The following is a 26,396-nucleotide window of genomic DNA, read 5'->3' on the forward strand; positions in this document are numbered from 1 at the left end:
AGCTACTTCGCCCAACTACACCGGCACCCTTACCGCCGCGCGCAGGCCGCCCATCGGGCTGTCGCCGAGCGTGATGTCGCCGCCGTGCGAGCGGGCGATGTCGCGGGCGATGGCGAGGCCGAGGCCCGTGCCGCCTTCGTCCTGGTTACGGGCATCGTCGAGCCGCAGGAACGGCTTGAATACTTCCTCGCGCATGTTGACCGGAATGCCCGGCCCGTCGTCGTCGACCGTCACCGTCAGATAGCGATGATCGCGGTGGCCTGTGATGGCGACCGTCTTGGCGTACCGCGCCGCATTGGAGACGAGGTTGGCGATGCAGCGCTTGAACGAGGCCGGCTTCACCGTCACGACCGGCAGGCCGTGGAACGTCACGGTTGCGGTATGGCCGTGGCGTTCGGCGTCGCTGCGCAATTCCTCCAGCGCCATCGCCATGTCGGTCGGCTGCGCGATCTCGCCGCTGTCGCCGCGCGCAAAGGAGAGATAGGCTTCCAGCATGCCGGCCATTTCGTCGACGTCCTTGCGCATGCCGTCGACTTCGGGGCTGTCGCCGATCAGTGCAAGTTCGAGCTTGAAGCGGGTCAGGATGGTGCGCAGGTCGTGGCTGACGCCGGCCAGCATCGCGGTGCGCTGCTCGATCGAGCGTTCGACGCGGGCCTTCATCTCCAGAAATGCCTGTGCCGCTTGCCGCACCTCCCGCGCGCCGCGCGGACGGAAATTCGGCACCTCGCGGCCCTTGCCGAAACTTTCGGCGGCGTCCGCCAGCCGCAGGATCGGCCTGATCTGGTTGCGCAGGAACAGCACCGCGACGATCAGCAGGATGGAGGAGGTGCCGAGCATCCAGAAGATAAAAATCTCCGAATTGGAGGCATAGGCGGCGCTGCGCTGTGCGAACACGCGCATCACGGCATCGTCGAGCTGGATTCGGATTTCAACCAGATTGGACTTGCCGACGGTGTCGATCCAGAACGGGCGGCGGATCTGGCGCCCGATCTGCGCCGACAGGGTCTGGTCGAGCAGTGAGAAGAACGGTTTCGGCCCGGGCTGCGGCATATCGCCGACGGGAAGAAAATCGACGACCAATTGCAGCCGCTGTCCGATGTGGCGCAATTGCGCGCGGTCCTTGTCCTGCGGAAAAGCCTTGTAGACATCGATCAGGCTGGCGATGTCCTGCACAACGGCTGCCGACAGGCGTCGCGTCACCGTGTTCCAGTGCCGCTCCATGAACACGAACGCCACGACCGTTTGCAGGATCACCATCGGAACGATCATGATCAGGAGCGCGCGGGCGTAGAGGCCGGTCGGCATCCAGCTCTTGAACGCGTTGCCCATCCAGCCATTGGCCCTGGAGACGCGTTGCGACGCGTTACGGATGAACGTCAGGCCGGTGTCGAGCGTGCTCATGAGCTGGCTCAGGGCGACGCAACCAGGCGATAGCCGATGCCGCGCGCCGCCTGCAGGAACAGCGGATTGGCGGGATCGCGCTCGATCTTGCGCCGCAGGCGGTTGATCTGCACGTCGACCGCGCGCTCGTTCACCGTGCCGCCGCCGGTCAGCGCCGCGCGCGGCACCGTTTCGCCGGGACTGGCGGCCAGAATGCGCAGCATTTCGCGTTCGCGGTCGGTCAGGTGAATGATGTCCTCGCCCTGGCGCAGTTCGCCACGATCGAGATGGAAAACGTAAGGGCCGAACGCGATCTGCTCCAGCGCCTCCACCGGCGGCGGCGCGGAGCGCTTGAGGATATTGCCGATCCTCAAGATCAGTTCGCGCGGCTCGAACGGCTTAGCAACGTAATCATCGGCGCCGATCTGCAGGCCCTCGATCCGCGCCTCGGCCTCGTGGCGCGCCGTCAGCATGATGATCGGCACCGAGGAGGAGGTGCGAATGAACCGCGCCAGGTCGAACCCGGTTTCGCCGGGCATCATGACGTCGAGGATCAGGAGGTCGAAATGCAGGCCGAGCAGTTTGGCGCGCGCGTCGTCCGCGCTCGAGGCGGTCGTGACGCGATAACCCTCGCCGGTCAGAAACCGCGACAACAGATCGCGGATACGGCGGTCGTCGTCGACCAAGAGCAGATGCGGGGCGTCATCAGCCAGTTGCCGCGGCGCGCGCGTGGTGGCTGCAGCGATAGTTGCTCCTTGCGGCACGATCACTCCCTTGGCTTCTTGCTGCCGATCCCGAAGATCGCCTCTAACACCTTGTCGGGGTCGTCGCGATCGATCATCGCGCGCAGGAACGCGCTGATCGCGGCGACGCCTTCGGGATTGATGTCCCGGAGCGCGCGGGTGATGCGATCGGTCTGCAGCCCTGCGAGCTTTGCCACCAACGCTTCGCCCTTCGGGGTGGCGTAAAGAAGGCGCTGCCGGCGGTCGTTATTGCCGGTCTTCTGGATGATGTAGCCCTCGTCGAGCAGCTGCTTGAGCACCCGGCCAAGCGACTGCTTGGTGATCCGCAACACGTCCAGGAGGTCGGCGACCTTGAGGCCGGGGTAGCGGTAGACGAAATGCATCACGCGGTGATGGGCGCGGCCGAACCCGAAGGCCTCAAGCTCTTGGTCGGCGTCGCCGACGAAGTCGCGGTAGGCGAAGAACAGCAGTTCGATAATGTCCCAGCGCATCTCACCGGTCCGCGGGGCAGGGCTGGCGGTCCCCTGCGAATCGGGAGCCGTGGTACTCTTTGAGAAATTTACGTCAGTCATGTTGACATATCTTGGGTTCAATGTTACAAAACTGCCGGCCACAACGAAACTTTAGGTCGTTTCGAACCTGGTGACGTGTCAGGCAGCCGGAAAAAGCCAGCGATGGCGGCAACGGCCGCAAATGGATTACCGTGCGATTGTCGAGCGGCATTTCGGCAAACATACTGGACTTCGGCATCCCGCAAAAGCATGTCCTCGACCGACATGACGGCGACGGAAGCCGGCCGCCAGGCCGGTAATGGTGAAGTCCAGACCTATCGAGCCGGCCAATAGCGGGAAGCAAGGGAATGAGTTTGAAATTCGAAATCCGGCCTACGGCGAATCCAACTCCCGAAAAGGAGCGCGCGGCCAAGCTCGTGGACCCGGGCTTCGGCCGGATTTTTACCGATCACATGGCCATCGTCCGCTACAATCAGGCGAACGGCTGGCATGACGCGCGGGTCGAATCCCGAGCGAATTTTCCGCTCGATCCGGCCACGGCCGTCCTGCACTACGCGCAGGAGATTTTCGAAGGCCTCAAGGCCTATAAGCGCGACAACGGCGTGAACCTGTTCCGCCCCGACGCCAACGCGAGGCGCTTTAACAGTTCGGCGGAGCGCATGGCCATGACGCCGCTACCCGAGGCGATCTTCATCGAAGCGGTCGAGCAGCTCGTGCGTATCGACAGCGCCTGGATACCTGGCGGCGAGGGCAGTCTCTATTTGCGGCCCTTCATGATCGCGAGCGAGATATTCCTCGGCGTGAAGCCATCGGCGGAATACATCTTCGCGGTCATTGCCTCGCCGGTTGGCTCGTATTTCAAGGGGGGACCTGCGCCGGTGTCGATCTGGGTGTCGGAGAACTACACGCGCGCCGCGATCGGCGGCACCGGCGCCGTCAAATGCGGCGGCAATTACGCCGCGAGCCTGCGCGCGCAGGCCGAGGCCATCGAGCACGGCTGCGATCAGGTGGTTTTCCTCGACGCGATCGAGCGCCGCTACATCGAGGAACTCGGCGGCATGAACGTCTTCTTCGTGTTTGACGACGGCTCGCTGCTGACACCGCCGCTCGGCACGATCCTCCCGGGCATCACCCGCGATTCAATCATCGCGCTCGCGAAGGATTCCGGCACGCCCGTGCGCGAGGAACTCTACACGATCGACCAGTGGCGCGCCGATGCTGCCAGCGGCAAGCTGAAAGAGGCGTTCGCCTGCGGCACCGCGGCCGTCATCTCGCCGATCGGCAAGGTGTGTTCGGCGAGCGGCGATTTTCAGATCAGCGGCGGCGTCGCCGGGCCTGTTGCCATGGGGCTGCGCAAGAAGCTGGTCGACATTCAGTATGGTCGCGCGGCCGACCCGCACGACTGGATCAGAAAGATCCTGTGACCGGCGGCGGAATTACGCCGCCGCTTAAGCGATAGATCACTTTAAGCGCTCGGTAGCGCGCGTCTCGCTGAGTTGCGCCAGGCTGACGCTTGGCTCATTAAAACAGCGCCAATCCGGGAGGAGACCATGGGAGTTTCGTTCGACAAGATCGACGGTGTCATCTGGTACGATGGCAGGCTGGTGCCATGGGCTGACGCGAATGTTCACATCCTGACCCATGGCCTGCACTATGCGAGCTGCGTGTTCGAGGGGGAGCGCGCCTATGGCGGCAAGGTTTTCAAGAGCACCGAGCATTCCGAGCGGCTGAAGAATTCGGCCAATATTCTCGACTTCGAGATTCCGTACTCAGTCGCCGAAATCGACGCGGCCAAGCAACTGGTCATCGACAAGAACAACCTGCCCGACGCCTATCTGCGCCCGATCGCCTGGCGCGGTTCGGAGATGATGGGCGTGTCAGCCCCGACCAACACCATCCATCTCGCCATCGCCGCCTGGGACTGGCCGAGCTATTTCGATCCGGCCGAGAAGCTAAAGGGCATCCGGATGTGCATGGCCGAATACCGGCGGCCCGATCCGGCGACGATCCCGGCGATGGCCAAGGCGTCCGGTCTGTACATGATCTGCACCATCAGTAAGCACAAGGCGGAGCGCGCCGGCTATGCGGACGCCATGATGCTGGACTGGCAGGGCCGGGTGGCCGAATGCACCGGCGCCAACGTCTTCTTCGTCAAGGACGGCAAGATCCACACGCCGATCGCTGACTGCTTCCTCGCCGGCATCACCCGCGCCACCGCGATCGACCTGGCGAGTCGCCGCGGCCTTGAGGTGATCGAGCGCCGCATCATGCCGGAGGAGCTCGACGGCTTCACCGAGTGCTTCATCACCGGCACCGCTGCCGAAGTGACGCCGGTTTCCGAGATCGGCCAATGGAAGTTCACGCCCGGCAAGATCTCCGAGCAGTTGATGGCAGATTACTCCGCCGAAGTGCAGCCGAAGGGCACCGCCGCGGCGGCGGCGTGAGGTAGGCGCTCCCGTGCAATTGAAAAGCGTCATCGCGCATTAGTCTGGCAGCGGAGCAAGTGGCACCCCTCTCCCTAACCCGCGAGCGAGCTTCGCTCGTCTCGGACCCCGCAAGGGGGGAGGGAACCCCTCCGCCGGTGCGTCCCTAACCAGTGTTAAGCAGTAGCCGTCATGCAATGTGAAGTGAGCACAGTGGTAAGGCTCCCTCCCCCTTGCGGGGGAGGGCTGGGGAGAGGGGTAAGCCGCGCACTCGAATGAAGAGACCAAACCACTGCGTTCCGCGGTGTGCAATTGCAGGAGCCGTGAACGCGCTGGCGGCTCAGCGCGACCAACTCCCCGGATTGCGGATAGCCCTTGCCTGGTGAAGTGATGACGATGACCTCGGCCCACTCAAAATTTTCCAAAAGCGTCGTTCTGGTCCTCGCCCTGGCGGTCTTCGCATTTCTCGGTATCCCCAAAACGGACGTCAGCGCCCAGGATCGCTCCCCGGTGATCGACCTTAGCTCCGGCAACGCGGAGATGAATGCCGCGATCGCAAAGGGGCGGGCCACGCTGCCGACGTTCTGGGCCTCTTACGACGCGCCGAAGTCGTCGGAGGCCGGTCATTCTCTCAAGGTGCGCTTTCCGACAACGAAGAACAATGGCGAGCACATCTGGATGGCCGATGTGAAGAAGATCGGGGACGGACGCTATTCGGGGAGGTTCGGTAATGCGCCGCGCGATTTGCCGGGCAAGCGGGCAGGGGACGTGGCCGAGTTCAAGGAAGCCGACATCTCGGACTGGATGTTCATGCGCAACGGCAAGATCGTCGGCGGCGAGACCATCCGGCCGCTATTGAAATCATTGCCGAAGGCCGACGCCGATGCGCTTCGCGCGAGGCTGGAAACTCCCTAAGGGAAGCTCATGCAGCCCGGGTTGCCCTGCCGCGGCTCGGCTGGTACCTAGCCGCCATGGCTGAAAAATCCAAAAAACCCCAGAAACTGAAGGCGCGGCTGCCGCGCGGGCTGGAAGATCGTGGCCCGGCTGCGATTGCCGCCACGCGCCAGATGGTCGAGAAAATCCGCGAGGTCTACGAGCGCTACGGTTTTGAGCCGGTGGAAACGCCGGCAATGGAGTTCACCGACGCGCTCGGCAAATTCCTGCCCGACCAGGACCGGCCGAACGAGGGCGTGTTCTCGTTCCAGGACGACGACGAGCAGTGGATCTCGCTGCGCTATGATCTGACCGCGCCGCTGGCACGCTATGTCGCGGAGAATTTCGACGCGCTGCCGAAGCCGTATCGCAGCTATCGCGCGGGCTACGTCTATCGCAACGAGAAGCCCGGTCCCGGCCGCTTCCGCCAGTTCATGCAGTTCGATGCAGATACCGTCGGCTCCGCCTCGCCGGCGGCGGACGCCGAGATGTGCATGATGGCTGCGGACACAATGGAAGCGCTGGGCATTCCGCGCGGCTCCTATGTGGTGAAGGTGAATAATCGCAAGGTGCTCGATGGTGTGAGAGACGCGCTTGGCATCGCCGATGACGGACAATGGCTGACGGTGATGCGCGCGATCGACAAGCTTGATCGGCTCGGCATTTCCGGCGTGCAGCAATTGTTGGGCGAGGGTCGCAAGGACGAGTCGGGTGACTTTACCAAAGGCGCCGGGCTGAAGCCTGATGACATCGCATTAGTCGTAGGTGCGATCGAACAAGGCGCACAAATCGATGCGAGGCTGCGCGATAGCAAGATCGGACAGGAAGGCCGCGACGAGCTCGATGCGATCAGCAAATTGGTGACGGCGTCGGGCTATGGGGCGGATCGTATCGTGATCGATCCTTCTGTTGTGCGCGGCCTCGAATATTACACGGGCCCGGTCTACGAGGCCGAACTCCTGCTCGACACGAAGGACGAAAAGGGCCGCCCCGTACGCTTCGGCTCGGTTGGCGGCGGTGGCCGCTACGATGGTCTCGTCTCGCGTTTCCGCGGAGAGCCGGTGCCGGCGACGGGTTTCTCCATAGGCGTGTCGCGGTTGCAGGCGGCGCTGACGATGCTGGGCAAGCTCGACACAAGGCCCGAGTTTGGCCCGGTTGTGGTCACGGTGTTTGATCGCGATCGTGTCGCCGACTACCAGAAGATGGTCGCCGAGCTTCGCAATGCGAACATCCGCGCCGAGCTCTATCTCGGCAATCCAAAAAACATGGGTAACCAGCTCAAATATGCCGACCGTCGCAACTCGCCTTGCGTGATCATCCAGGGGTCGGACGAAAAGGAGCGCGGCGAAATCCAGATCAAAGATCTGATCGAGGGCGCGAAGGCCGCCGCCGCCATCGCTTCCAATCAGGAATGGCGCGAGACCCGCCCGGCGCAGTTTTCCTGCGCTGAGAGCGAGATCGTTGCAAAAGTGCGCGAAGTGCTGTCGCGCCATGACGTGAAGTGGGGATAGCTGATTTCGTCATACGCGGGCTTGACCCGCGTATCCATGTTTAAAATGATGGATTGCCGGGAGCAGACAAAGTTACGTAGTCTGCGTGGGCAGACTACTATGCCCGGCAATAATGGATTCGCGAGTAAGCAAAAACAAAGGGAGCACTACCAATGCCTGAGATTACTGTGAGCATGGCTGCCGGTCGCACCGACGAGCAGAAGGCCGGCATGATGCGCGACATCACCCAGGCGCTGGTCAAAAACCTCGGCGTCGATGCCGATGCGGTCGTGATCCAGATCAACGAAGCGCCATTGGCCCACAAAATGAAGGGCGGCAAGACGTTTGTGGAGCGCGCCGCGGCGGCTGCTGCAGCAAAGAAGTAACTCTCCATCACCGTCATTCCGGGCGATGCGAAGCATCGACCCGGAATCTCGAGATTCCTCTATGTGCAATTGCGCATCTGAGGTCTGGTGCTAACGCACCATCCCGGAATGACAGCAATTATCGACAGCCAATATGGACGCACGCGACTTCATCAAGGTCGGCATGATCGCCGAGCGGACCCTCGTGGTGCCGCCCGAGCGCACCGTCGGGCATTTCGTGCCCGATATGCCGATGGTCTATGCGACGCCGATGATGATCCTGGAAATGGAGATGGCGGCGAGCGATGCCATCAGGGGCTATCTTCAGCCGGGCTGGATCACGGTCGGCACCGAAGTCGACATCCGCCATCTCGGCGCATCGCTGGTCGGCGCGACGGTGCGCGTCACGGGCAAGGTCGTGGCCGTCGAGCGCCGCGTGATCCGCTTCGAAGTCGAAGCTTTCGAGGGCGAGCGCAAGATCGGCGACGGTCGCCATGCCCGCGGGCTCGTCAATGTCGAGACGTTTACAAAACGGCTTGCGGGGAAGTAGCGGCTTGTTCGGAGCCGTAGGGTGGGCAAAGCGTAGCGTGCCCACCATTTGGCATTGTGCTCGCGGTGGTGGGCACGCTTCCGCCTTCGCTCGTTGAGCTACGGCGGACAAGTCGCTTTGCCCACCCTACGCTTCTACTATTTCACTATTTCGCCAATTCCTTCGAGCGCTTCGTTGCCGCGGCGATCGCGCGGATCATCAGCGGCTGCAGGCCGTCCTTGGCCATCAGCACCTCCAGCGCCGCCGCCGTGGTCCCGCCGGGCGAGGTGACGTTCTGGCGCAGCGTGGCCGCAGCAACGCCCGAGCGGTGCAGCAATTCGCCGGAGCCCGCGACGGTTTCGCGCGCGAGCTTTGTCGCAAGCTCCGCCGGCAGGCCTGCCTCGACGCCGGCGCGCGCGAGTTCTTCGGCGAGCAGGAACACGTAGGCCGGGCCGGAGCCGGATACGGCGGTCACCGCATCCATCAGGCTTTCGTCCTCGACCCATTCGACCGAGCCGGTGGCGCGCAGCAGCGCATCGGCCGTGGCGCGTTGCGCGGCGCTGACATTCTTTGCAGGCACTGCAACGGTGATGCCGCGGCCGATCGCGGCCGGCGTGTTCGGCATTGCGCGAACCACCATGCCGCCGCAGACTTCTTCAAGTGCCGCAATCGTCGTGCCCGCCATGATCGAGGCGACGAGCGTGTTCGCTCCGACCAAGGACTTCAGCGCCGGCCCCGCTTCGCGGAACGTCTGCGGCTTCACCGCCATCACCAGCGTATCGACCGTGCCGGCGTCCTTCGGATTGAGGCGGATGCCTTTGGCGACGAGCGCCTTGATCTCGTCGGACGGGTGAGGCTCGATGACAATCACGCGGTTCGCATCGAGGCCGCCGGCCAACCAGCCGGTCAGCATCGCGCCACCCATTTTTCCGGCGCCGGCGAGCGCGATGGTGCCGCGCAGGTTTTGAAGTGCGTTGGTGGTACTCATAGGCGTCACCACAAGTGCAAGGGTCGTCCCCGCGAACGCGGGGGCTCATAACCACAGGCGGTTTTAGTGAAGCGCGAGAAGTGTCACAAGCACAAAGCCGTCATTGCCGGGCTTGACCCGGCAATCCATCGGACTTGAGAGAGGCGCCTTCGTTGATGGATGCCCGGGTGAAGCCCGGGCATGACGGCGGGAGAACCTTACGCCTCGCCCTCGGTGTCGAACATCGCCGCGCTCATGGCTTCCGCGGCGCTCTTTCCCGCCCAGACCACGAACTGGAACGCGGGGTAATAGCGCTCGCAGGCGTGGATGGCGCCGGCCAGCATGACCTCGCATTGCGCGGTCGAGGCGCTCAGCCCGCCCGGCAGCACCAGCGCTTGCCGGTACATGATCATGCCGGTGTGGGTCCAGATGTCGAAATGGCCGACCCATAATTGTTCATTGATCGCCGCGATCAGCCGCTGCACTTCCGCGCGGCGTGCGGGGGGAATCTTCATATCGAAGGCGGAGGCCAGGTGCAGTGCCTCGATCTCCGCCATCCAGGTGAAGGAGAGCTGGTAGTCGGTCCAGTTCCCCTTGGAGGCGATCGTGACTTCGTCTTCGCCGGAGCGCTCGAACGCCCAGTTGTTATCTGCGGCAATATCCTCGACCACCGCGAGCGGGTTGTTCCGGGAATCAAAATTGCTTTCGAGGAGGGACATGCCGTCTCGACCCTGTTTCTTGAATTCTTCTGATACGCACGCGGAGCACGGCGCGCGTTGAACTGATGCGCCGCCGCCGGCTGCAATCCCCCGATCGCGGATCATCCCGGGGCCTGCCGAGCTCAAGTGATGTGATTTGCGGAATCCGCGCAACTGACCCCTGAGTCCGTCCACAGGCCAAAGCGGCGTCGTCCACAGTTGAACGCGGTCAAAAGGATTAATTTGAGAACAAACCGGAATCGGATTCGAACGCCGCGGAGTCCGGTGCGCCGGAGGAAATTGGGCAGATCTGCCACAATGGTTAATTTGTGGTTAATTTCTCGGGAAGACATCATGCCGTGTCGCTACTGGCACCCACGGGCCGGGAAAGGGCCGGCGGGGGACGCTTTGGTGCTATCGCTCGCGCGGAGCCAGCGGACACGCCTCGATCGCTGTTCCGAGCTGCGCGCCTTCGATCTCGACGCACGGTCGCGAAGCATCCACCCGCAGACCATACCGTTCCAGCAATGTCTCGCGGATCGGCTTGCCGCGCGTATGCAATTCCCATGTGCCGCCCGGCAGTGGATTGTTCAGCGCGGTGCGAATGCGGCGGTCGAACTCGCCGTCAGGTATGATGGGCATGGCAATGTCGGCGATCTGATAGAACCGCGACTGCGGCGGCAGCAGCGGTGCGACATAGGCCAGCGGTTTGTCGAGAAGAAAATAGAGCGCCGGCTGCTCAAGCGGCTTCGAGATCGCCGGGTTGTACGGATTGGACCAGGGGCGGCGGAACCAGTCCCCCGGTTGCGACCACAACGCCACGCACAACGCCGTCGCGACCATCGCTGAGTTCGCAGCCACCGCGGAGGTCCGGCCCGACTGTGCTCCCGGCATTGCGGCCATGCAGCGCGCTATCAGCAGGACGATCAGCGGCGCGCATAACAGCTCCAGCACGATGGCGTAACGCTGAATCGCGAACAGCGCGAGCCATGTCGCATAGGAGACGGCGAAGAACAGCAGGAATTGGACATCGCGTCGGCTGAAAATCGTAGCGCGGGCGATGAGTGAGCGGCCGATGCCGAGCACGATCAACACCATCGCCACCGCAAATCGCGCATCGCGGAACGGATATTCCGAGCTCCTGTTGTCGCCGACCAGCCAGTAGAAGGGATAGGCCAGGGCATCGAGGAGGCCCCGGGGCATGAACTGCCAGTCCATGATGTTCATCGGGACCAGTTCTTTTGACTGGAACACGGCATTGAAGAGCGGGAAAATCGGATTGCCCATCTCGCGCCAGAGCATCAGCCCCCAGGCGCCGCCGGTCGCGAGTGCGCCGATCAGCCCGCCAACTCCGAGACAGAGCGTTGCCAGCAGCGGCCGGGCCGCAACCAGCACGGCGGCAGCCGCGCCGAGCGCATAGACGACGTTGGTCAACTTCAAGCCGACGGCCGCGCCGATCAGCAGCCCGGCGAGGACGTAGCGCCCGTGATGCGATCCATTTGCCGACAGTATCAGGATGCAGCCTGCAATAATCGGAAGCGCGGTGAGAATATCGGAGAAGCTCGTGCCCACTTCCGAAAGTGTCATCGGCCCGACGGCGGCAATCAGGATCGCTGCGCCGATCGCGCTGGCTGTTGCCGCTTCCCGCAGCAGAACACGGACGAGAAAATAGATCAGCAGCAGATTGAGGCCGTGCACCGCGCCGATGATCATCAGGCCGTAGGGTGGCGGCAGCAGATGGCGCAGATAGTAAACCGGGAAATAGACGGTCGGGTTGAAGTAGGCCTGAAAGCCGGCCGGCAAGGCATCGGTGCCGTAGCGGCCGTTGATGACGGCCCAGACGTTGTACTCGTGGTAATTTTGCCAATCCCAGTTGACGTCCTCGCCGGCAAACCAGGTGTAGATCGCGCCGGCCAGCAATGAGCCGAGCGCGATGGCCATCGGCACCAGAACATTGATCTGAAGGATTGGCGTTTGCCAGTGCCAGGCCCGATCTGCGGGCCTTGCAGCATCCGTGCCGGCAACGTCAGCGGCGTGTGTCACGCTTGTTCCATTTGCGTCGCCCGGGCGATCTGGAGTTGGGCACGTGAGATACCTCTAGGAGGCCGGCTTTAAGGATTCGTGAATGTTTCGCCATCATCGGTACCTCCCGAATCGTTCGCAAATCGCGCGTTAACGCCCATTCGCTAGCGTCGCGGGGTCTTTCTCGTAGGATGAGTTCATGACCTCGCCGTTCGATGCCGCTTCGCTCCGCTCGCCATCGGGTTCGGCCGCGCGGGCAGAATTAGCGCCGATGCCGCTAATTCTGATCGGCGTTGTCTTTGCGATCGCCGTCGGGCTCAGGCAGATCATTCCCCTGAACACCGATGTGAGCTGGCTGCTCGTTATCGGCGAACGCATGCTGGACGGGCAGCAGCTCTACCGCGACATCATCGAGATCAACCCGCCGATGGCGCCCTTCGCCTATCTGCCCGGCGTGGCGCTGGCGCGTATTGTCGGCGTCGATGCGCGGCATGTGGTCGATGCCCAGCTTCTCTTGCTTGCGGCTGCATCGCTGTTTGCCGTGTGGCGCCTCCTGCGGCTCTCGCCAGCGATGGCTCCATGCATGTCGGGAGCGTTTGCAGTGTGGGCGGCAGCCGTCGTGACGATCCTGCCGATGCACGTCTTTGCTCAGCGCGAGCACATCGCACTGCTGACCTTTCTTCCGGCGCTCGCCGTCTACGCGCTGCGCAGCAACCGCGAGCAGCTGCCGCTGTGGGCGATCCTGATCGCGGGCGTGGGTGCCGGCATTACGCTGGCGTTCAAGCCGTTCTTCACCGTGCCGGCGTTCCTGTGCATCCTGTTTGCCGCTATCCGTTCGCGCTCCTGGCGCGTGCTGTTTGCGCCGGAAAACATCATCGCCGGTGTCATCGTGACGACGGTCAGTCTCGGAACCTACATCTTCTATTCGGAATACTTCACCGTCACCTATCCGCTGGTTCGCGACACCTATTTGTCGTGGTCGATGCCGGCTTCGGTGATTTTCCTGAACGACGCAACCCTGGTCTTTGCGGTCGCGATGGTGTCAGTGTTGCTGGCACGGCAGAAGACGAAGCCCGATCCGGCCTTGCTGGTGGCGATGCTCGCCTCAATCGGATTTGCCGCTTCGTTCTTCCTGCAGCGGCGCGGCTGGGCCTACCATTCCTATCCAATGGTCGCGGCTGCTTTACTCGCGATGGGGTACGCGCTGACGGGTGCGGCCGATGCCGCATCGCGCTCGCGCCTTCGTGACGTGATTTCAGCGTCCGTGCTGGCGGCGACCTTCATCGTCGGCATGCTCTGGTTCTATGCCAACGTGTATGTCGGGCCGGTCAAGCAAGCGGTCGAGGGTCTCAAGCCGCGTCCGCGGATACTGGTGCTGAGTGGAGAGGCCGCCATCGGCCATCCGCTGGTGCGCGATATCAATGGCGTCTGGGTTTCCCGTCAGGAGAATCTCTGGATCCGCGAGTTCGTGCGGCTGACGCGCGAAAGGACAACCGTCGATGCGGCCGCCGATGCCAAGCTCAACGATTATCTAGCGCTGGAACGCAAATGGTTGATCGAGGATTTCAAAAAACTACCGCCCGACATCGTCCTGGTCGACAATCTGCGCAATGAGTGGGGCGCCTGGGCGCGCGCCGACGTCGAAGTGTCGCAGTTACTCAAGCCGTACTCGCTGGTGCGGACGGTCGAGGGCATCGACATCCTGCGCCGAAACGATTGACCGTTCTGGCGCCGGTTACTTCTGCGATACGCCGATGATGAAGGTGTATGGCACGCGCGAGTAATCGTCGCGAATCGCGAGGTTCACTTTTCCAAACGCGCGGCGAAGCACCCGGTCGTAACCATCGCGGTCGCGGACGAATTCGCCGCGGTCCTTGTCGAGCAGCCATTTGGCGACGCGAGACTGCCCTTCGCGATAGCAGCCGTCCAGCGTGAACAGGACGCCGTCTTCCTTGAGGACGTCGCGGATGTCGGCAAGCGTGGCCTGCAGACCATCGTCGCCGATGTGATGCAGCACGCCGTTCATCATAACGACATCGGCGCCGGCGAATTTGCGGGCGGCTGCGGCGTCGAAATGGCGGCAATGAAACGTGCCGAGATGGCCGAACGACCGCCTCGCATAGGCGATATAGGCCTCGTCGATATCGAAGCCGGTATATTCAATATCTTCGGGCAGATGGCGCAGGATATGGCCGGGCCCACATCCGATGTCGATGATCCGCATTCCCGGCCGCAACGTCAGGTAATCGGCGATCGCCTTGATGCGGGCGCCAAAGAATCCGCCAGCGTTCTGGTAGGCCTGGTAAAGCGCGGGATGGTTCAGAATGGCCTTCATCAGGATGCCTCGTCGTAGGCGTGGCTGCGCGGCTTCGGCCCCGATTGGGCCAGCAAGGTCTTGAACGTCGCTTTTTCGACGTGATCCTCGCCGTCGCTCGCATGGTGCGGCAGCCGCCCACGACGGTGGATATGCGAGATCACGAACAGCGGGCGGTTCTTGGACTGGATATAGATGCGTCCGACATATTCCCCGATCAGCCCGAGCACGAGGAGCTGGACTGACGAAATCATCACGACCAGTAGCGTCAAACTGGTCCAGCCAGGCACGGTGCCCGACAGGATCCAGCTGATGACGGCGCCGATGCCGACAAAGGTGAGAACGGTTGTCAGGAGTGCACCGACATAGGTCGCGATCCGCAACGGCACCATCGAAAAGCTGATCAGCGCGTCGGCGGCAAAGCCGATCATTTTCGCCAGCGGGTATTTGGTTGAGCCGGCGAAGCGGGGATTGCGGTCGTACTCGTAGGCGACCTGCTTGTAGCCGAGCCATGCCACCATCCCTCGGATGAAGCGGTCATGCTCCGGCATCTGCACGAGCTGGTCGGAGATGCGGCGGGTCATCAGCCGGAAGTCGCCGGTATCCACGGGGATGTGGACACGGGTGATCCTGGCGAGCAGGCGATAGAAGGCTTCTGCCGATTTCTTCTTGAAACGGGTTTCGCCGGCGCGGCTGCGCCGCAGGCCGTAGACGACATCGGCGCCTTCGCGCGCCATCATCTCGTACATCGGCGTCAGCAATTCCGGCGGATCCTGCAGGTCGGCATCGATCACCAGCACCAGATCGCCGCGCACGGTGGAAAGCCCGGCCGTCAGCGCCAGTTGGTGTCCGTGATTACGGGAAAGCCGGACCGCGACGACATTGCGGTCTTCCGCCGAGAGCTGGTTGATCAGCTTCCAGGTGTGGTCGGTCGAGCCGTCATCGACCAGGATCAGCTCGAACCGCTGGCCGCACAGCGCGCGCGCGGCTGAAGTCATCTGGTGGTGAAATTCGCGCAAGCCGTCTTCTTCGTTGTAGCAAGGTACAACGATGGACAGAAACATCTTGCCGGGGCGCGGCGTCCCGTCCTGAATTTCCATGGGTTTGGCAGCCTGTCCGGCAATGATATCGGTTCGAAGTGCTGCCTGCGATAATCGATGAAGCCCGGTTAATTGTTCATCAATTTTTAGACCTGCCGGGCTACGATTCGTCGAAGCCGGCTGCGGCTAAATTAATCAAATGTTTAGGCGCTATCTAAACGTTGCGTCACGATGAGTGCCGGCCCCGCGCGCCGCCGCTCGACCGCCGCCTTTTTCGGAAACCAGGATCGCCTACATGGACAAGGCTGAATTTGATCGCTTTGCCGACGCCTATTACGAGCAGCATCGCGAGAATGTGGCGGTCACCGGCGAGGGCCCGGAATACTTCGCCGAATACAAGATCAGGCAGCTCCGGCAGATCGTCGATCGTGAGCAGATCGGCGTCTCACAGATCTGCGATTTCGGCTCAGGGATCGGCAATTCGATTCCGTTCTTTCGAAAGTATTTTCCGGACGCTGCCCTGACATCGTCCGACGTCTCGGAGCGCAGCCTCACGCTGGGCAAGGAGCGTTACCCCGGCAATGGCAACTATGTTCTGATCGAGGACAGCCGCATTCCCTGCGAAGCCGGCGCGTTCGATGTTGCCTTCTCCGCTTGCGTGTTCCATCACATCCCCCACGAGGAGCATGTGACCTGGCTGAAGGAGCTGCGCCGGATCACGCGGCCGGGCGGCCTGATCGCGATCTTCGAGCACAATCCGCTGAACCCGCTGACGGTTCATGCGGTGAACACCTGCCCGTTCGACGAGAACGCCAGGCTGATTTTTGCGCGTAGCCTGGCGAAGCGATTGAGTGCCGCGGGATGGGCGTCGCCTCGCGTTCAATACAATCTGTTTTTCCCGCGCGGCCTCGCGCGGTTGCGCCCGCTCGAGGCCGGCCTTGCCTGGCTCCCGTTCGGTGCGCAATATGTAGCCTTCGCACGAAAGACGTAGCCACGGGGCGGCGGACCCTTACTCCGGCTTGCGGACGCCAACCGCGGCAAGGCGGGCGCAGCGATGAGTGCGCCGGCGAGCTTGAGGAAATTCCGACGAAGAATTTTCATGTCGAGCGTTCCCCTGTTCTTAGCAAACCTATCTCAATTGCCACGACTTGAGTAAGGACAGCGATCCGGCAGGCCACATGCCCTGTTTCGGCGGCATAGGGACATGCCGTTTGCCCATGCCAAAGACGCTTGCTGACGCCCCGGCCTTGGTCATATTCTGAAGGCAGGTCGTCCATTCCGGGCGGCCGATGTTCTCAGGGCGGGGTGAAAGTCCCCACCGGCGGTAAGGGTGACGTAGCCCAAGCCCGCGAGCGCCTTCTTTTCTCTCGAGAAGAAGGGTCAGCAGATTCGGTGTGATTCCGAAGCCGACGGTTATAGTCCGGATGAAAGAGAACGGTTTGCGGCGGCCTCGCACCTTTGCGCGTGGGTCGGCGTCGTTCCGTATGCCCTGATTCTGGTCCTGAAAGAGGAAAGCCATGAATCAGATGTTGCAAGAGCCTGAAGTCCAATCCCAAGCAGCCGAAGCCCATCACGTTCCTGACGTGCCCGAGCGTCCGCCGGCGCCGGTGCATCCGCGTTTCGTCAAGCCGCAGCGCATCGCCTTCGTGCAGTCGTCATGGCACCGCGACGTGGTCGAGGAATGCCGCATTGCCTTCCTCGAAGAGATCGAGGCGCGCCATATCACGCGCGCGCAGGTCGATCTGTTCGAGGTGCCGGGCTCGTTCGAGATTCCCTTGCACGCGCAACTGCTCGCCAAGACGCGGCGCTACACCGCGATCGTGGCCGCCGGCCTCGTGGTCGACGGCGGCATCTATCGCCACGAATTCGTCGCCGACACCGTGATCAAGGCGCTGATGGACGTGCAGCTCAGGACCGAGGTGCCGGTATTCTCGGCGGTGCTGACGCCGCAGCAATTCCATGAAAGCGCCGTGCACCACGAATTCTTCCGCAAACATTTCGTCATCAAGGGCATCGAGGTCGCGGAGGCCTGCGCCAACACGCTGCACAGCCTGGAGCGGCTGCGCGGCCAGGTGGCAGCGGGGATTGGGGGGTAGCTAGTCCCGTCATTGTAGGAACGAAGTGACGAAGCAATCTATCTACTTGCGGTTCGATGGATTGCTTCGCGGAGCCTGTCATCGGGCGCGCATTTGCGCGACCCGTTGGCTCGCAATGGCGAATGCATTCTCAATTGGAGGCATCGATGGTCAACGCCGAAAGAGAACCTTCCGATTGGCTCGGCCTATCCGGCCGCGTTTGCGTGGTGACGGGCGGGGGAGGCGGGATCGGCCGCGCTGTTACCCTCAGTTTTGCCCAGACCGGCGCCCGCGTGGCCGCGATCGATCTCGATGAACGCGGGCTTGAGGTAACGCGCGCCGAGCTCGCCAAGCTCGGCGCTGACCATGTCATCGCGCGTTGCGATACGACGGATGTCGAGAGCGTCACCGCTGCGGCCGCGATGATCGAGAAATCGCTGGCGCCGTGCGACGTGCTGGTCAACACCGCGGCGGTGCTGCGTCCCGGTGCGCTCGACACCTTGTCGCTTGCCGAATGGAATGCCGTTCTCACCGTCAACCTGACCGGCTACTTCCTCTGCGCGCAGGTGTTCGGCCGGCAGATGCGCGCGCATGGCCGCGGCAGCCTGGTTCACGTCGCCTCGATCGCCGGCAGCAATGCGCAGGGGAAGAGCGGCGCCTACAGCGTCAGCAAGGCCGGCGTAATCATGCTCTCGCAGCAACTCGCCAACGAGTGGGGACCGCATGGCATCCGCAGCAATGTCGTCAGTCCCGGCATGGTGATCACGCCGATGAGTCAGGCGTTCTACGATACACCCGGCGTCACCGAACGCCGCGCCGCCGTCGTGCCGTTGCGGCGGGTCGGCATGCCGCAGGATATGGCCGATGCGATATTGTTTCTCGCCAGCGATCGCGCGTCTTATGTCAACGGCGAGGAGATCATGGTCGATGGCGGCTACGCCAATATGCTGATGAATTTGGTGCCGCGACCAGGGTTTGAATAGCAAGGCGCCTGCTAAACCCTCATGGTGAGGAGGCGCTTTAGCGCCGTCTCGAACCATGCGGCCCCGCTAGTGCCATTCATCCTTCGAGACGCCGCGGAGCCTGTCATCGGGCGCGCATTCGCGCGACCCGTTGGCTTTGCCCACCCTACAAGGGCAACCTAGTCGAACAGGCTCGACACCGATTCTTCCGACGCGGTGCGGCTGATCGCTTCGGCGATCAGGGGCGCGATCGACAGCGTGCGGATGTTGGCGGCCTTGTTGACCGCTTCCGTCGGAAGGATCGAGTCGGTGATGACGAGCTCTTTCAGCTTCGACGAGGCGATGCGCGCGGCAGCGCCGCCCGAGAGCACGCCGTGGCTGATATAGGCGTAGACTTCCTTGGCGCCGTTGGCGATCAGGGCGTCGGCCGCGTTCACCAGCGTGCCGCCGGAATCGACGATGTCGTCGATCAGGATGCAGGTGTAGCCGGCGCAGTCGCCGATCACGTTCATGACTTCGGATTCACCGGCACGCTCGCGGCGCTTGTCGATGATGGCGAGCGGCGTGTTGATGCGCTTGGCCAGTCCGCGGGCGCGCACGACGCCGCCGACGTCGGGCGATACCACCATTACATTGCCGAGGTCGAAGCGCTCCTTGATGTCGCGCACCATGACCGGCGAGGCGTAGAGATTGTCGGTCGGGATATCGAAGAAGCCCTGGATCTGCCCGGCGTGCAAATCGAGCGTCATCACGCGATCGACGCCGGCATGGGTGATCAGGTTGGCAACGAGCTTGGCCGAAATCGGCGAGCGCGACCCGACCTTTCGGTCCTGCCGCGCATAGCCGAAATAGGGGACCACGGCCGTGATGCGGCGGGCGGAGGCCCGGCGCAGCGCGTCGGTGATGATCAGAAGTTCCATCAGGTGGTCGTTGGCCGGAAACGACGTCGACTGGATGATGTAGACGTCCGAACCGCGGACGTTTTCCTGGATTTCGACGAAGATTTCCATGTCGGCGAAGCGCCGGACCACCGCCTTGGTCAGCGGCAGATGCAGCCAGTTGGCGATTTCCTGGGCCAGCGCGGGATTGGAATTACCGGCGACCAGCTTGATTGAGCCGTTTTTGGCCGCCATCAACGCTTCTCCTCGCGCCTTGCTGGATACGACGTTCAGCATATCGAGAAGTCCTCGGGAACCGGCGCGTTTTGGTGAGCGAGGAGATATCAGGCGGGCGGCTCGGCTGGCAACCCGTTGATGCCGTTTTCCCGGTCAAAAATCGGCCGATATGGGACTTTATGCGGCTGTTTATTGGACGCTGAAACTGAGCGCTGTGACGTCGGCTGCACCTTGGGCGGGTACTGTTTCTTCCGCACTCGCGACCGCGGGACCGCGACGCTCCGGAGCCGGCGCAGGCCCTGCATCCGGGCTTCCGTTGATCATGCCGGACAGACCGCTGAGGCCGGCCTGCGCTATTTTCCGCAACACGAGGTCGTCGGCCGCCGCCCAGGCGTCGCGGCCAGCCTTGCCGGCCGGCTCTTCGCCGGAAAGTCGCAGCGCACGCTGCTGGTTGTTGTCATAGACGTCCCAGACCCAGGCAATCACGGTCTTGCCGCGAACCACCTGCGCCGAGAGATAGCTGCGCACGCGGTAGGATGCTCCGCCCTCGCGCGAGACGATCGACAGATTTCGGAGCTTCGATTCGCTATCGAGCACGTTGACCATTCGGTCGAACACCTGCGGCGGCGGACCATCGATCGATTCAAATGCCACGGTAGGACCGCCGCCCGCGCTCGGGGCCATCGCATACGAGCCGCTGGCCGCGCCGCCGCCGCCGGCACAGCCACCGAGCGCACAAGAAATGACAAGCAGCGCCGCGGCCATCAAGGCGCGCGGAGCTCGTAGATACGAAGCAATCAAGGTGTTCCTCATTGCTCCCTGCGATATCGTTAAAATGTGTTAAGGTCTAGGGCAGCGCGTGGATAAGCTCGCCAAAAAAGATGGCGGCCAGCTCGTCCGGTCTCTCCTTGTTGTTGCCAGAATTCTTCAACCGCGCGGGATGATCCATGCGAGCCTTTGGCCTCGACGCGAATTTCCTTTCGAGCAGTTGCCTGCGGCGCTCACCTACCTGAAAGCCGGCCGAGCGCGAGGCAAGGTGGTGCTGCGGTTGAAGTAGGAAATCACTCGCTCGCCAGCGCGATTGCGTGAACGTGGCGGCCGTAGTCCGGCTCTTTCCGGTGCACCGAACGACGGTAGCTGTAGAAGCGCTCGTCGGAATAGGTGTCGACACCAAGGTCGTCGATCATCAGGATGCCGGCGTTCTCCAGCCGCATGCGGATGAAGCCGGCGAGGTTGAACATCGAATGTCCTGATCGAACCGAGGGAATGAAGAACATTGCATTCTCGGCGTCGGCATCCATGAAGCGCTCCACGAATTCGCTGCCGACTTCGTAGGAGTGCTGGCGGATCAGGGGGCCGATGGCGGCGACGATGCCGGAGCGGTCGGCGCCGAGTTTTTCCATCGCCTCGATGGTGGATTCCAGCACGCCGGTCAGCGCGCCCTTCCAGCCGGCGTGCGCCGCGCCGATCACGCGGGCGCTGGCGTCGGCGAACAGGATCGGGCCGCAATCCGCGGCGGTAACGCTGATGGCGATACCTTCTGTGCGCGTGACGAGCGCGTCGGCGCGCGGCTTGTCGCCCTGCCATGGTCCGGTCGCGACCACGGCGTCGGGTGAATGGATCTGGTGCACACTGAGAAGATGTTCGGGCGCAACGCCCATCCGCTCGGCCATCCGGCGGCGGTTTTCCGCGACATTGGCCGGATCGTCATTGGAGCCCAATCCGCCATTGAGTCCTTCGTAAATTCCACCTGATACCCCGCCCTCGCGGGTGAAGAACGCGTGGCGCAGCCCGGGAATGGCTGCGAGCAGCGACGATCCGAACGTCATGCTTTTTCGTCTCCCGGCGCCGGCGGTTCGTCGCTGAGACCTGCGACCGCGGTGAGATTGGGTTGGGTAACCGCAAGCACCTTGAACATCGATCCCATGCCGCCGCGGCCGCTGTCGGTCAGGCGCTTGAGCGCGGCGGAAATGTCAGCGGAAACTTCCGGGGTGGTCTTTCCCATCAATGTAACGGCCCGGGTCTCGATGCCGAGCCGTTTGAGGAACTCGCCCTGCGTCACCGGGCCATGAACGCGCGCGCCGACGTCCTCCGCCGCGCGCGCCAGCGCCTGGAAATCGACATGGGCGGTGACGTCGGCCTGGCCTGGATTCTTCAAGGGATCGGCAAAGCTGTGGCGGGCGATCGCCTGGAAGGTGTCGCCGGCATCACTGCGCAGATGGCCGTAATCGATGATCAGTGCAGCACCGTCCTGGTCGCGCACCCGCGCCGCGATCTTCATCATCTCGGTATCCGGCCGCCATTCGAACACGGCGCCGATCGGGGCCGCGCGCACCAGTGGCGGCAGCAGCACTTCGAAGCGCGGTATCGGGTCATCCGCGGCGGCGAATACCAGCTTGCCATTGGCGTCGAGGTTGACAACGCGCTCGTGCCAGCCGGTTTCGCGCTTGACCACCTGATGGATCGGCAGCACGTCGAAATATTCGTTGGCGAGAATGACCGCGGGGCCCTCGGGCACGTCGTCGATACTGTCATGCCAGGTGATGTTGCGCGCGCCGGATAGCGTTGCCTGCTGCTTCTCGCGCAGCACCGGATTGATTTCGACGAGATGGATCTGGACCGATTGATAGAGCGGCGGCAGCACCCTGACAGCGCGGAGCGCGTCCGCCATCATGGTGCCGCGGCCCGGGCCGAGTTCGACCAGCCGCAGCATCGGCGGTGAACCGATCGTCTTCCAGACCGAGGCCGTCCATAGACCGAGCAGTTCGCCGAACATCTGGCTGACCTCGGGCGCGGTGGTGAAATCGCCCTCACGGCCCAATGGATCGCGCGACACGTAATAGCCGTGCTCAGGATGCATCAGGCACAGTTCCATGTACCGCCAGACCGGCATCGGTCCTGACGATCTGATCAGCTTATGGATCTCCGACTGTAACGGCGAAAATTCGGTCACGGCCTGCCTTAAATCGACTTCTCTATATGCTGCGGCGTCTCGCGGCGCCATGCCACCATGACAAGGATGACGCCGGCAATGAGCATCGGTACCGACAACAGCATACCCATGGTCAGCCCGCCCCACAAAAATCCGAGTTGCGGGTCCGGTTCACGGAAGAATTCGCTGGTAATGCGCGCCAGCGCGTAGATCGCGATGAAGCTGCCGAGGATCAGGCCCGGCCGTTTCAACGCGCCCATCCGGACCATGACAGCCAGGATTGCAAACAGCAGGATGCCCTCGAGCGCCGCTTCGTAGAGCTGGCTAGGGTGGCGGAAAAGTTGAGACGGGTCATCGGGAAAGACCATTCTCCAGGGCACGCTGGCATCCGCCTCACGGCCCCACAATTCGCCTTTGATGAAGTTGGCGAGCCGCCCAAGGAATATTCCGATCGGAGCGACCGCGGTCGTGATGTCGCCAAGCGACAGGATGGAGATATTGTTCTTGACCGCAAACAGCATCACCGCGGCGACGCAGCCGAGAAAGCCGCCATGAAAGGACATGCCGCCTTCCCATAGTTTGAGAATGGCGATGGGGTTCTGCATGAAGAAGGCCGGGTTGTAGAACAGCACATAGCCGGTGCGGCCGCCGACGATGATGCCGATCGTGACCCAGAGAATGAAGTCGTCGAGCTGCACGGGTGCGATCGGCGCCGGCCCGCCCCATAATTTTTCTTTCCTGATTAGCGCGCGCGCATAGATCCATCCGAGCACGATGCCGCAGATATAGGCCAGCGCATACCATCGGATCGCGAACGGTCCGATCGAGATGGCGACCGGATCGATTTCCGGAAAGGTTATGGTGAGAAGGGGCATCGGGCGGGAGGTCTACTGCGCGAGGTTGCGGCGATAGAGCGCCAGCAGCCGCTCCCAGTGCCGCTCAGCAGCGTCGCGGTGATAGACCGGCCGCTTCGGGAAGGCGAAGCCGTGATGGGTGCCGGGATAGATCTCGACCTCGTTCTTCGTGCCTTCCATTGCCTGCTTCACCTTATCGATGATCTCCTGCAGCGCGTAGATGTCGGTCTCGGCGCAGGCGAAATAGAGTTCGGCCTTGGTCTTGCTTGCGGCGAGATGCGGGCTGTCGGGCTGGTCGGTCGCGAGATGCGTTCCGTAGATCGAAGCCGCCGCCTTCACTCGATCCGGAAAATGCGTTGCCGCGTTGACCGCGTAGCGGCCGCTCATGCAGTAGCCGATGGTGCCGACGATCTTCGTATTTGCGGCAGGTTGAGTCTCTGCATAAGCGAGCAGGGCCTTGGTGTCCTCCATCACCATGGGAATATTGATGGAGTTCATGAAGCCGAACATCCGCTTGCGCTCGGGCGCTTCCGGATCAGGCGGGATTGGCCCCAACTCCATGACGCCGGAGCGGTAGTACAGGTTGGGCAGCATCACGTAATAGCCCGACGTGCCGAGCCGCCGCGCCATATCGCGCAGTTCCTCGCGGATCGCCGGTGCGTCCATGTAAAAGATGATGACCGGGAAGGGGCCGCCGCGCTCGGGATGGGTGATGAAGGTCGTGATCTTGCCGTCCTTGGTCGCAATATCGATCTGCTGGTCGAACATGGGCGCTTCTTTTTGCTTTGTGATTCTGGTGTCCGGCTGGGTATTCGATACGATTGCAAGGAAACTGCAGCATGACAAGGCGAGCGGCCGTCACGTTGGCGTTGAACCGCGCTCTTGAACGTTTCCCTTGGGATTGCCATTGTCTTGTCGTGACGAGCAATTTGCAGCGACCGGAGCGTTCCAGATGACCCAGACCAGCAATCGGTTTTTCGACGAGATCGGCCGTTTGATGAACGATGCTGCCGGCGCCGCCCAGGGCGTCAAGCGCGAGGTCGATACCGTCATGCGAAGCCAGGCCGAACGCATCCTGCGCGATCTCGATGTCGTCAAGCGCGAGGAGTTCGACGTGGTCAAGGATATGGCCCGCCTGGCGCGCGAGGAGAACGAGGCGCTGAAGAGCCGGATCGCGGCCTTGGAAGCCAAGCTCGGCATTTCGCCGGCCGCGCCGGATGCCGGCAGCATGGCGGACGGGTAGGGGATTTCACCCTCCCCTGGAGGGGGAGGGTCGGCACGGATCGAGCGAAGCGAGATGCGTGGCGGGGTGGGGTGATCTCTCCATTCGGGCACCGATCGAGAGGATAGACCGTCACCCCGCCACGCGCTTCGCGCGCGTCGACCCTCCCCCTCCAGGGGAGGGTGCAAACCCAATAAAAATCCCTTCATTTCCTTGTCATTCCGCCCCTTTGGGGCTAAAAGCCCGCCACGTCCGCAGCCCCCGCACCCCTGGAGGCTTGCTGTGGGACGCCAACGGGCCGCGATGCGGCCTTTAACTTTTTAGAAAACAAGGACTTAGCACGATGGCGACCGTCAAGGAATTGAAGGCGACAGCGCGTCCGCAGAGCGGCAAGGGGGCCGCCCGGGCAGAGCGTCGCGCCGGGAGAGTGCCCGGAGTGATCTACGGCAACAATCAGCCCCCCGTGACCATCTCGGTCGACGACAAGGAATTGCGCCAGCGCATCCTGGCCGGCCGTTTCCTGACCACGATTTACGACATCGATCTCGAGGGCAAGAAGCACCGCGTGATTCCGCGCGACTTCCACCTCGATCCGGTGAAGGACTTCCCGCTGCATGTCGACTTCCTGCGGCTCGGCGAAGGCGCCACCATCCGCGTCAGCGTTCCGCTGCACGTCGTGAACGGCGAAACCTCGCCCGGTGTCAAGCGCGGCGGCACCGTCAACATCGTCACCCACACCATCGACCTCGAATGTTCGGTCGACAACATCCCGCAGTACCTCGAAGCCGATGTCGGCGCGCTGGAAATCAGCTACTCGCTGCATCTCTCCGACATCAAGCTCCCGACGGGCGTGAAGGCGCTCTCGCGCGAAGACGCGACGCTGGTGACCATCGTGCCGCCGTCCGGCTACGCCGAAGAACAGAAGGCTGCGGCGGCTGCCGCGGCTGCAGGCACGGCCGCTCCGGCGGCGGGTGCCGCTCCGGCTGCTGCTGCCGCGCCTGCAGCGGGAGCTGCCGCCCCGGCGGCTGGCGCTAAGGCGCCGGCTGGTGGCGACAAGAAGAAGTAAGCAGCGGCAGGATGCCGCGTCATGCGCCTGTTTGTTGGCCTAGGTAACCCCGGTTCGAAATACGCGAACAACCGGCACAACATCGGGTTCATGGCCGTCGATGAAATTGCGCGGCGTCACGGTTTCGCACCGTGGCGCCGCCGTTTTCAGGGCGAGACATCCGAAGGCACGCTCGATCGCGAGAAGGTCGTTCTGCTTCGGCCGACCACCTACATGAACGAGTCCGGGCGCGCGGTTCAGGAAGCTGTCAACTTCTTCAAGCTCGGCGCTTCCGACGTCACCGTGTTTCAGGACGAGCTCGAACTGCCGCGGGCGAAAGTCCGCGTCAAGGTCGGCGGTGGTATCGCCGGCCACAACGGGCTGCGCTCGATCACCTCGCATATCGGCAACGAATATCGCCGCGTGCGGCTCGGGATTGGCCATCCCGGCGTCAAGGAACTGGTGCACGGCCACGTGCTCTCGGATTTCGCAAAGAGCGACCGCGCCTGGGTGGAAGCCCTGTGCGCCGCGGTGGCCGAGAATGCGGGCTTGCTGGCGGCAGGGCACGACTCCTCGTTCCAGAACAAGGTGCATCTGGCGCTGCAGGCCAAGGGAATTTTCGACAAGGAAGACGGCGGAAAGCAGGACTGACTTCTCGTACTAGCACTCCGCCGTCATGTCCGGCCTAAAGCGCGAAGCGCGTCTTCGCGCAGATGTGCCGGGCATCCACGTCTTCCTTGCAACGAGCGAAACAAGACGTGGATGGCCGGGACGA

At 62.8% G+C, this 26,396-nt stretch carries 28 protein-coding genes and 1 riboswitch; of the genes, 14 read left to right on the plus strand and 14 right to left on the minus strand.

Annotated features, from left to right (window positions below):
• Positions 1–15 precede the first annotated feature (15 nt).
• From IVA95_RS18430 to IVA95_RS18440, 3 genes are read right to left on the minus strand one after another with little or no spacing between them, the layout of a single operon-like run.
• Entirely contained in the window at positions 16–1,401 is a 1,386-nt protein-coding gene (locus IVA95_RS18430; RefSeq protein ID WP_247511768.1) for an ATP-binding protein, read from the minus strand.
• An 8-nt stretch (positions 1,402–1,409) separates the two neighbouring features.
• Entirely contained in the window at positions 1,410–2,150 is a 741-nt protein-coding gene (locus tag IVA95_RS18435) for a response regulator transcription factor (RefSeq protein ID WP_247511771.1), read from the minus strand.
• Positions 2,147–2,614 carry a MarR family transcriptional regulator gene (locus IVA95_RS18440; protein ID WP_247511772.1) on the minus strand — a complete coding sequence of 156 codons (468 nt, stop codon included), beginning with the start codon at positions 2,612–2,614 and terminating at the stop codon, positions 2,147–2,149. The genes IVA95_RS18435 and IVA95_RS18440 overlap by 4 nt, the downstream gene beginning before the upstream one ends.
• A gap of 368 nt (positions 2,615–2,982) precedes the next feature.
• On the opposite strand from IVA95_RS18440, the gene IVA95_RS18445 reads away from it, so the two are divergent.
• The 6 genes from IVA95_RS18445 to IVA95_RS18470 all read left to right on the plus strand — a co-directional run bounded on the left by IVA95_RS18445 (position 2,983) and on the right by IVA95_RS18470 (position 8,396).
• Positions 2,983–4,059 (plus strand): branched-chain amino acid aminotransferase, encoded by a 1,077-nt coding sequence (locus IVA95_RS18445; RefSeq protein WP_247511773.1) that lies wholly within the window; start codon positions 2,983–2,985, stop codon positions 4,057–4,059.
• 126 nt (positions 4,060–4,185) lie between these two features.
• Positions 4,186–5,079 carry a branched-chain amino acid aminotransferase gene (locus IVA95_RS18450; RefSeq protein ID WP_247511774.1) on the plus strand — a complete coding sequence of 298 codons (894 nt, stop codon included), beginning with the start codon at positions 4,186–4,188 and terminating at the stop codon, positions 5,077–5,079.
• A 375-nt stretch (positions 5,080–5,454) separates the two neighbouring features.
• Positions 5,455–5,973, plus strand: coding sequence for a DUF2314 domain-containing protein (locus tag IVA95_RS18455; RefSeq protein ID WP_247511811.1), 519 nt, complete (start codon positions 5,455–5,457; stop codon positions 5,971–5,973).
• Between the two features lie 56 nt (positions 5,974–6,029).
• Positions 6,030–7,502: a histidine--tRNA ligase gene (hisS, locus tag IVA95_RS18460; protein WP_247511775.1), complete on the plus strand. Its 1,473-nt coding sequence runs from the start codon at positions 6,030–6,032 to the stop codon at positions 7,500–7,502.
• A 152-nt stretch (positions 7,503–7,654) separates the two neighbouring features.
• On the plus strand, positions 7,655–7,867 hold the full coding sequence (locus IVA95_RS18465; RefSeq protein WP_028350741.1) for a tautomerase family protein: 213 nt from the start codon (positions 7,655–7,657) through the stop codon (positions 7,865–7,867).
• A gap of 133 nt (positions 7,868–8,000) precedes the next feature.
• On the plus strand, positions 8,001–8,396 hold the full coding sequence (locus tag IVA95_RS18470; protein ID WP_247511776.1) for a thioesterase family protein: 396 nt from the start codon (positions 8,001–8,003) through the stop codon (positions 8,394–8,396).
• A 145-nt stretch (positions 8,397–8,541) separates the two neighbouring features.
• Here IVA95_RS18470 and proC read toward each other — a convergent pair whose 3' ends face one another.
• The 3 genes from proC to IVA95_RS18485 form a co-directional block, all read right to left on the minus strand.
• A complete protein-coding gene (gene proC, locus IVA95_RS18475; protein WP_247511777.1) occupies positions 8,542–9,363 on the minus strand; it encodes a pyrroline-5-carboxylate reductase in 822 nt (273 codons plus the stop codon).
• A gap of 197 nt (positions 9,364–9,560) precedes the next feature.
• Complete coding sequence (locus IVA95_RS18480; protein WP_247511778.1) at positions 9,561–10,061, minus strand: YbjN domain-containing protein; 501 nt, start codon at positions 10,059–10,061, stop codon at positions 9,561–9,563.
• Positions 10,062–10,454: 393 nt separating this feature from the next.
• Entirely contained in the window at positions 10,455–12,083 is a 1,629-nt protein-coding gene (locus IVA95_RS18485) for a glycosyltransferase 87 family protein (protein ID WP_247511779.1), read from the minus strand.
• Positions 12,084–12,261: 178 nt separating this feature from the next.
• Between IVA95_RS18485 and IVA95_RS18490 the strand changes: the two genes are divergently transcribed.
• Positions 12,262–13,782: a hypothetical protein gene (locus tag IVA95_RS18490; protein ID WP_247511780.1), complete on the plus strand. Its 1,521-nt coding sequence runs from the start codon at positions 12,262–12,264 to the stop codon at positions 13,780–13,782.
• A 15-nt stretch (positions 13,783–13,797) separates the two neighbouring features.
• Here IVA95_RS18490 and IVA95_RS18495 read toward each other — a convergent pair whose 3' ends face one another.
• Positions 13,798–14,397, minus strand: coding sequence for a class I SAM-dependent methyltransferase (locus tag IVA95_RS18495; protein ID WP_247511781.1), 600 nt, complete (start codon positions 14,395–14,397; stop codon positions 13,798–13,800).
• The gene (locus IVA95_RS18500; protein WP_247511782.1) at positions 14,397–15,476 is read right to left on the minus strand and encodes a glycosyltransferase family 2 protein; all 1,080 of its coding nucleotides are present in this window, start codon (positions 15,474–15,476) and stop codon (positions 14,397–14,399) included. The genes IVA95_RS18495 and IVA95_RS18500 overlap by 1 nt, the downstream gene beginning before the upstream one ends.
• Positions 15,477–15,711: 235 nt before the next feature.
• Between IVA95_RS18500 and IVA95_RS18505 the strand changes: the two genes are divergently transcribed.
• From IVA95_RS18505 to IVA95_RS18515, 3 genes are all read left to right on the plus strand, one after another.
• Entirely contained in the window at positions 15,712–16,407 is a 696-nt protein-coding gene (locus IVA95_RS18505) for a class I SAM-dependent methyltransferase (protein WP_213248132.1), read from the plus strand.
• A 296-nt stretch (positions 16,408–16,703) separates the two neighbouring features.
• Positions 16,704–16,856: riboswitch (FMN riboswitch) on the plus strand.
• A gap of 77 nt (positions 16,857–16,933) precedes the next feature.
• Positions 16,934–17,512: a 6,7-dimethyl-8-ribityllumazine synthase gene (locus IVA95_RS18510; protein ID WP_247511783.1), complete on the plus strand. Its 579-nt coding sequence runs from the start codon at positions 16,934–16,936 to the stop codon at positions 17,510–17,512.
• Between the two features lie 146 nt (positions 17,513–17,658).
• Entirely contained in the window at positions 17,659–18,474 is an 816-nt protein-coding gene (locus tag IVA95_RS18515; RefSeq protein ID WP_247511784.1) for an SDR family oxidoreductase, read from the plus strand.
• Positions 18,475–18,632: 158 nt separating this feature from the next.
• On the opposite strand, the gene IVA95_RS18520 is transcribed toward IVA95_RS18515, so the two are convergent.
• Entirely contained in the window at positions 18,633–19,586 is a 954-nt protein-coding gene (locus tag IVA95_RS18520; protein WP_213248136.1) for a ribose-phosphate pyrophosphokinase, read from the minus strand.
• 171 nt (positions 19,587–19,757) lie between these two features.
• Positions 19,758–20,381 (minus strand): hypothetical protein, encoded by a 624-nt coding sequence (locus tag IVA95_RS18525; RefSeq protein WP_247511785.1) that lies wholly within the window; start codon positions 20,379–20,381, stop codon positions 19,758–19,760.
• A 46-nt stretch (positions 20,382–20,427) separates the two neighbouring features.
• On the opposite strand from IVA95_RS18525, the gene IVA95_RS39030 reads away from it, so the two are divergent.
• Positions 20,428–20,625 carry a zinc-binding dehydrogenase gene (locus IVA95_RS39030; protein WP_247511786.1) on the plus strand — a complete coding sequence of 66 codons (198 nt, stop codon included), beginning with the start codon at positions 20,428–20,430 and terminating at the stop codon, positions 20,623–20,625.
• Positions 20,626–20,629: 4 nt separating this feature from the next.
• Here the strand turns inward: IVA95_RS39030 and pgeF are convergent, their stop codons facing one another.
• The 4 genes from pgeF to IVA95_RS18550 are packed head-to-tail and all read right to left on the minus strand — an operon-like array spanning position 20,630 to position 24,122.
• Complete coding sequence (gene pgeF / locus IVA95_RS18535; RefSeq protein WP_247511787.1) at positions 20,630–21,397, minus strand: peptidoglycan editing factor PgeF; 768 nt, start codon at positions 21,395–21,397, stop codon at positions 20,630–20,632.
• Positions 21,394–22,521 (minus strand): class I SAM-dependent methyltransferase, encoded by a 1,128-nt coding sequence (locus tag IVA95_RS18540; RefSeq protein ID WP_247511788.1) that lies wholly within the window; start codon positions 22,519–22,521, stop codon positions 21,394–21,396. Before IVA95_RS18540 ends, pgeF begins: the two co-directional genes overlap by 4 nt.
• A gap of 8 nt (positions 22,522–22,529) precedes the next feature.
• Entirely contained in the window at positions 22,530–23,375 is an 846-nt protein-coding gene (gene lgt, locus IVA95_RS18545) for a prolipoprotein diacylglyceryl transferase (RefSeq protein ID WP_247511789.1), read from the minus strand.
• Between the two features lie 12 nt (positions 23,376–23,387).
• The gene (locus IVA95_RS18550) at positions 23,388–24,122 is read right to left on the minus strand and encodes a dienelactone hydrolase family protein (RefSeq protein ID WP_247511790.1); all 735 of its coding nucleotides are present in this window, start codon (positions 24,120–24,122) and stop codon (positions 23,388–23,390) included.
• Positions 24,123–24,306: 184 nt separating this feature from the next.
• Here IVA95_RS18550 and IVA95_RS18555 point away from each other — a divergent pair, with 184 nt between their 5' ends.
• The 3 genes from IVA95_RS18555 (at position 24,307) to pth (ending at position 26,272) form a co-directional block, all read left to right on the plus strand.
• Positions 24,307–24,597, plus strand: coding sequence for an accessory factor UbiK family protein (locus IVA95_RS18555; RefSeq protein ID WP_213248151.1), 291 nt, complete (start codon positions 24,307–24,309; stop codon positions 24,595–24,597).
• Between the two features lie 322 nt (positions 24,598–24,919).
• Positions 24,920–25,642 (plus strand): 50S ribosomal protein L25/general stress protein Ctc, encoded by a 723-nt coding sequence (locus IVA95_RS18560; RefSeq protein WP_213248154.1) that lies wholly within the window; start codon positions 24,920–24,922, stop codon positions 25,640–25,642.
• Positions 25,643–25,663: 21 nt separating this feature from the next.
• The gene (gene pth, locus IVA95_RS18565; RefSeq protein WP_247511791.1) at positions 25,664–26,272 is read left to right on the plus strand and encodes an aminoacyl-tRNA hydrolase; all 609 of its coding nucleotides are present in this window, start codon (positions 25,664–25,666) and stop codon (positions 26,270–26,272) included.
• Positions 26,273–26,396: the final 124 nt, after the last annotated feature.

Origin of the sequence: Bradyrhizobium sp. 157, assembly GCF_023073815.1 — a bacterium.
Lineage (GTDB): Bacteria > Pseudomonadota > Alphaproteobacteria > Rhizobiales > Xanthobacteraceae > Bradyrhizobium.